Genomic DNA, 4,926 nt, shown 5'->3' with positions numbered 1-4,926 from the left:
GAAGCTGAGGCAACGCCAGAACCTGAACCCGAGCCACCCCCCGAGCCTGAACTGCCGACAGGGGTTCCGGTGGGTGTCGTCAATGGTGGCAACGTGCGACGTTTGCCCGCGCTCGTCGATAATGTCATTGGTGGCATCAGCGCTGGTGAAGAGGTACAACTGCTCGAACGCACGCCCAACGGTGCGTGGTATCGCGTACGAACCGAACGCGATGAGGTTGGCTGGGTTTCGGTAACGCTGCTCAATGTACCACCTGGCACCGACGTGCCGGTCGCTACGGTTGTCTCGGTCTTTGTTGATGGTTCGGTCTATGCCGCGGCGAATACGTCAAGCGCCGTGGTGGATCAGGTCAATCGCAACGAGGTGGTGGCGCTCACGCGGAAGACAGCCGACGGCGCTTGGTACGAGGTAACTACCGTACGTGACATCTCGGGCTGGGTGGCGGCAAATCTGCTGGGCATTCCTGATGATGTAGCAGCGGCGGTGCCAGTTGCTGAATAGGATGTACGACCCGAGCACACCGCTGCACGAGGTGCCGCTGCTCTTCCTCGATCTCGAAACAACCGGCCTCAGCCTGGGGGCCGGTCATCGGGTTTGCGAAGTGGCCTTGTTGCGCGAAGAGAACGGCCAGGAACAGGAACGCTTCGCGTGCCTGGTTGATCCTGGCCGCCCGCTTGACCCTGGATCCGCAGCAGTGAATGGGCTCAATGATGCCGAATTAGCCGAGGCAGCCTCATTTGCAAGCGTGGTGCCACAGATCGAAGCGCTGGCCGACGGGGCGATTCTCGTGGCCCATAACCTCGCCTTTGATCGTGCCTTCCTGAGCTTCGAGATGGCCCAACTCGGGCGACCAGCCTTCGATGGGCCAGGGATCGACACCCTCCCCTTGGCGCGCCGCCTCTTGCGCCGCCCTTCGTATGGCCTCAAGGCGCTGACAACCACCTTACAGTTGCCTATGCCAACCCATCGGGCCATGGACGATGTCATTGCCCTGCGTGCGCTCTTTCACCACCTCCGCGATCTGATGGAGGCAGAAGGGATCATCACATTGGGAGACACCTTCAGGCTCGAACGTGGCTTGCGGCCCGAAGCTCCCGAGCCCGAAGTGCCCCCAGTGATCGCGCAAGCCCTCGCTGAGCAACGCCCGCTGCGCATTGTCTACCGCTCAATGAGTACCCCCGAGCCTACGGCACGTGTCGTTCGTCCGATCTACCTGAGCCAGGAGCCGAATGGGCTCTATTTGCGGGCCTTCTGTGAATTGCGGCAAAATGTGCGCACGTTTGCGCTCGCTAAAATTGAAGCGGCTGAGCTGCTTGATTGACAGCGCCCAAGGGGTACGGTATACTTTCAGGCGAGTGACCCTGTAGCTCAATTGGATAGAGCGTCAGCCTCCGGAGCTGAAGGTTGTTGGTTCGAGCCCAATCAGGGTCGCCAGTTTGTCGATGCAAAAAAGGCCAGCGTACGCTGGCCTTTTTTGCATCGACAAACTGCCTTTAGCCGAAACGGCCCGAGATATACTGCTCGGTGCGTTCGTCTTTGGGGCTCTGGAAGATTTGCTCGGTGGGACCATATTCGACGATCTGGCCGGCCCGGTCTTCTTTGTCCATCAAGAAAAAGACCGTATTATCTGAGGCGCGGGCGGCCTGTTGCATATTATGGGTCACAATGACGATTGAATAGCGCTGACGCAACTCGAACATCAACTCCTCGATCTTCAGGGTCGAGATCGGGTCAAGCGCCGAGCAGGGCTCGTCCATCAGGATCACCTCGGGCTCGACGGCAAGCGCTCGCGCAATGCAGAGGCGCTGCTGCTGCCCACCCGAAATGGCAAGCCCGCTCTTCTTGAGATCATCCTTCACCTCATCCCAAAGCGCCGCACCCCGCAGCGCACGCTCGACCAGTTCGTCCATCTCGGCCTTGCTTCCCTTCCAGCCATTGACCCGCGGACCGTAGGCGATGTTATCGTAGATCGACTTGGGGAAGGGGTTGGCTTTCTGGAAGACCATGCCAATGCTACGGCGCACCTGGACAGCGTCAATGTCGGGGTCATAGAGATTCTGCCCACGATAGAGCACCTCGCCCTCGGTGCGTGCCCCGGCGATCAGATCGTTCATCCGATTGAGCGAGCGCAGCACGGTGCTCTTGCCGCACCCTGATGGGCCAATGAGCGCCGTAATCTTGTTGCGCTCCATGCCAAAGCTGCAATTTTTCACTGCACGGAAGGCGCTGTAATAAATGTCTACGTTACGAACCTCGAGCGCGTATTTGGTGTCAGCCGTGTACTGGGGGTCAATCGCCTTCATCGCCATAGTTAGGTCACCCTCCTGGAACGCAGATAATTTCTGAGGAGAATTGCCGTCGCGTTGAGCGAGAGCAGCAAAATCAAGAGCACGATAATCGCCGCAGCGGCAATAGCCCGAAACTCGTCTTGCGGTCGCGACGTCCAGTTATAGATCTGAATTGGCAAGACGGTAAACTTCGAGAAGATACTGGTCGGGTCGGTAACAATGAACGTTGAGGCTCCCACCACAATCAGAGGGGCCGTTTCACCAATCGCCCGTGAAATCGCGAGGATCGTGCCGGTCAAGATACCAGGCAGGGCATTGGGCAACACAATCTTCCAGATCGTCTGCCACTTGGTCGCGCCAAGGCCAAGGCTCGCCTGACGCAGTGTGCTTGGCACAGCCTTGATCGCCTCTTGCGAACTAATAATGACAACCGGAAGCACCAGCAGCGACATCGTCAGGGCCGCCGAAATGATGGTGCGGCCATTGGCCGTCGCATCGCCACCGACCCCAAACATAGCCCCACTCGTAAAATTCTCAAGGGCACGCACAAAGATCGCCAGGCCTAGCATGCCATAGATAATCGACGGTACGCCCGAGAGATTATAGATATTGGTACTGATAATACTGGTACTGCGTGCAATCACCCGGTTGAAAAAGCGGCCGGCAGGCGTGCGCTCATCAAAGATCTTATCGCTTTGATACTCCTCAAGATAGATCGCCGCACCGAGACCAAGGGGAAATGCAATCAGAATCGTCAACATCAGCAACCAGAGGGTTCCGAGCAAAGCAGTGCGAACGCCAGCATACACAGGGTTACTGGACATCGGATTGACGATGAAATCCCAGCGTACCCAACTCTTGAATTCCAACTCGGCACGGGGGAAATCCTCGGCCAGTTGCGCTTCGATCTCGGCGCGATTGAAGAGAAAATCAGCAAGCTTGTAGGTTGCGACAACCTCGGGCTTGACAATTTCGAGCAGGACAACCTCGATCAGGTTCTCGGCATCGCGTTCAGCAAGCGGTTGTTCGCGGTTGAGATTGCGTAAGACACGGGAACGTAGATTTTCCTCAAGAAGAGCAACCAGTTCAGGTTGGGTCAAATCTTCCAATGGACGTCCGTCGGTCAACGTCTCAACTTCGACATCCGCCTGAACCGCGATGCCACCGAACGCATCATTGGCAATATTCCAGGCCAGCATCAAAAGCACACTCAGGCCAACAACCACACTGAAGAGCAGGCTAGCCTGCCAGAGTTTGCCACGTTGCTGACGTGAGGCCACATTTTGCTTGACCTCTTCGCCTTGGGGCAACCGTCCAGTTGACGCAGACGGTCGGTTCACGGGTTCAGCACTCATTATTCGTAGACCTCCCGGAAGCGCCGCACGATCATACGGCTGGCAATATTCAAGATCAGGGTCATAAAAAAGAGCACCAGGCCAATGGCAAAGATGCTATTGTAGTCAATTGACTGGTAGCTCAGGTCGCCTCCTGAAATCCGGGCAATATGGCCGGTCATCGTCTCGGCAGGCAAGAAGGGGTTGAAGGTAAACTGGGGGCTTGCGCCAGCCGCGAGCGCCACAACCATCGTCTCACCAATCGCCCGTGACATCGCGACGATGCTGGCAGCGACAATGCCTGAAAAAGCAGCGGGCACAACGACCCGAATCGCCGTCTCCCATTTGGTTGCGCCAAGACCAAGGCTGGCCTGGCGCAGACCGCTCGGCACAGCACTCAGCGCATCTTCGCTGAGCGTGGCAATAATGGGTGTAATCAGGATGCCTACCACAAGCCCGGCCGACATCACATTGTAGATCTGGACAACATCGCGGCCAAAGATTTCGCGGAGCCAGGGAGTGACAAAGGTGAGGGCAAAGAAGCCATAGACCACCGTAGGAATGCCAGCGAGCAACTCAATGACCGGCTTGAGGAAGGCCCGCACACGCTCGGAGGCATATTCGGCCATATAAATCGCCATCGCCAACCCAAGAGGAATAGCGACAATCAGCGCAATCACGGTCACCATCATGGTCGAGTTGACCAATGGCAAAATCCCAAATTCACCGATCTGTGGCTGCCAGACGGTATTGGTAAAAAATTCGACCAGGCCCACCTCATCGCTGGCAAAAAAAGCCAGTGACTCGTGACCTAAGACATAAACAATGCCAATAGTTGTAAAGATGGAAATAAAACCACATGCGTAGAGCATTGTTTGAATAATTATTTCACCAATACGCGGACGTTTACGCAGGTCGATCGGTTTGACCGAATCTCCGGTAACTGCCGCTCGCGGATCTGAGTTGACGCGGATCTGATCCGCCATGCAATCCTCCTTGGTAAGCCGATTACTGCTGCTGAGAAGCTATCTGAAAAGCCTTCGTCCTAGCTGTATTATAAACCGGGTTGCCTATCTTTTGTTTTATATCAATTCAAATTGATGTATTTTTGAAAACTGAAATGGCGTGGAGGGGCGACTCGCCCCTCCATAATGGTCTTGATCTGCGAACATTGAACGTTTTTGGGAGGGTGAAGCCATCCCAAGGCCTTCACCAGCAGACTATTGTGCCTCAAGCCAACTGGTCTTGGCACCATTGAGGGCTTCGACACTGGCTGGGAAGTACCCGACATCAATCACTTCATC

Annotated in this window: 5 protein-coding genes and 1 tRNA gene; 3 read left to right on the top strand and 3 right to left on the bottom strand. The window is 56.0% G+C overall.

Annotated elements, in window-relative coordinates; genetic code table 11:
• The 3 genes from EKD05_RS21455 to EKD05_RS21445 all read left to right on the top strand — a co-directional run.
• On the top strand, positions 1-501 hold a 501-nt coding region (locus EKD05_RS21455), incomplete at its 5' end, for an SH3 domain-containing protein (protein ID WP_165360874.1).
• A 1-nt stretch (position 502) separates the two neighbouring features.
• Positions 503-1,321 (top strand): exonuclease domain-containing protein, encoded by an 819-nt coding sequence (locus EKD05_RS21450; protein WP_129676983.1) that lies wholly within the window; start codon positions 503-505, stop codon positions 1,319-1,321.
• Positions 1,322-1,357: 36 nt separating this feature from the next.
• Positions 1,358-1,434, top strand: a tRNA-Arg gene (locus tag EKD05_RS21445).
• A gap of 59 nt (positions 1,435-1,493) precedes the next feature.
• Here the strand turns inward: EKD05_RS21445 and pstB are convergent.
• From pstB to pstC, 3 genes are read right to left on the bottom strand one after another with little or no spacing between them, the layout of a single operon-like run.
• Positions 1,494-2,309, bottom strand: a complete 816-nt coding sequence (gene pstB / locus EKD05_RS21440) for a phosphate ABC transporter ATP-binding protein PstB (protein ID WP_370374928.1) — start codon at positions 2,307-2,309, stop codon at positions 1,494-1,496.
• A gap of 2 nt (positions 2,310-2,311) precedes the next feature.
• A complete protein-coding gene (gene pstA, locus EKD05_RS21435; RefSeq protein ID WP_129676981.1) occupies positions 2,312-3,643 on the bottom strand; it encodes a phosphate ABC transporter permease PstA in 1,332 nt (443 codons plus the stop codon).
• On the bottom strand, positions 3,643-4,608 hold the full coding sequence (gene pstC, locus EKD05_RS21430; protein ID WP_129676979.1) for a phosphate ABC transporter permease subunit PstC: 966 nt from the start codon (positions 4,606-4,608) through the stop codon (positions 3,643-3,645). The genes pstA and pstC overlap by 1 nt, the downstream gene beginning before the upstream one ends.
• Between the last annotated feature and the right edge of the window lie 318 nt (positions 4,609-4,926).

The sequence above is a fragment of the Candidatus Chloroploca sp. Khr17 genome (assembly GCF_004138165.1).
GTDB lineage: Bacteria > Chloroflexota > Chloroflexia > Chloroflexales > Chloroflexaceae > Chloroploca.
This window is presented reverse-complemented; position numbering and strand designations above follow the sequence as displayed.

Coding starts and splice junctions, on each gene's coding strand:
- EKD05_RS21450 (WP_129676983.1), top strand. CDS start 503: ATGTACGACCCGAGCACACCGCTGCACGAGGTGCCGCTGCTCTTCCTC.
- pstB (WP_370374928.1), bottom strand. CDS start 2,309: ATGGCGATGAAGGCGATTGACCCCCAGTACACGGCTGACACCAAATAC.
- pstA (WP_129676981.1), bottom strand. CDS start 3,643: ATGAGTGCTGAACCCGTGAACCGACCGTCTGCGTCAACTGGACGGTTG.
- pstC (WP_129676979.1), bottom strand. CDS start 4,608: ATGGCGGATCAGATCCGCGTCAACTCAGATCCGCGAGCGGCAGTTACC.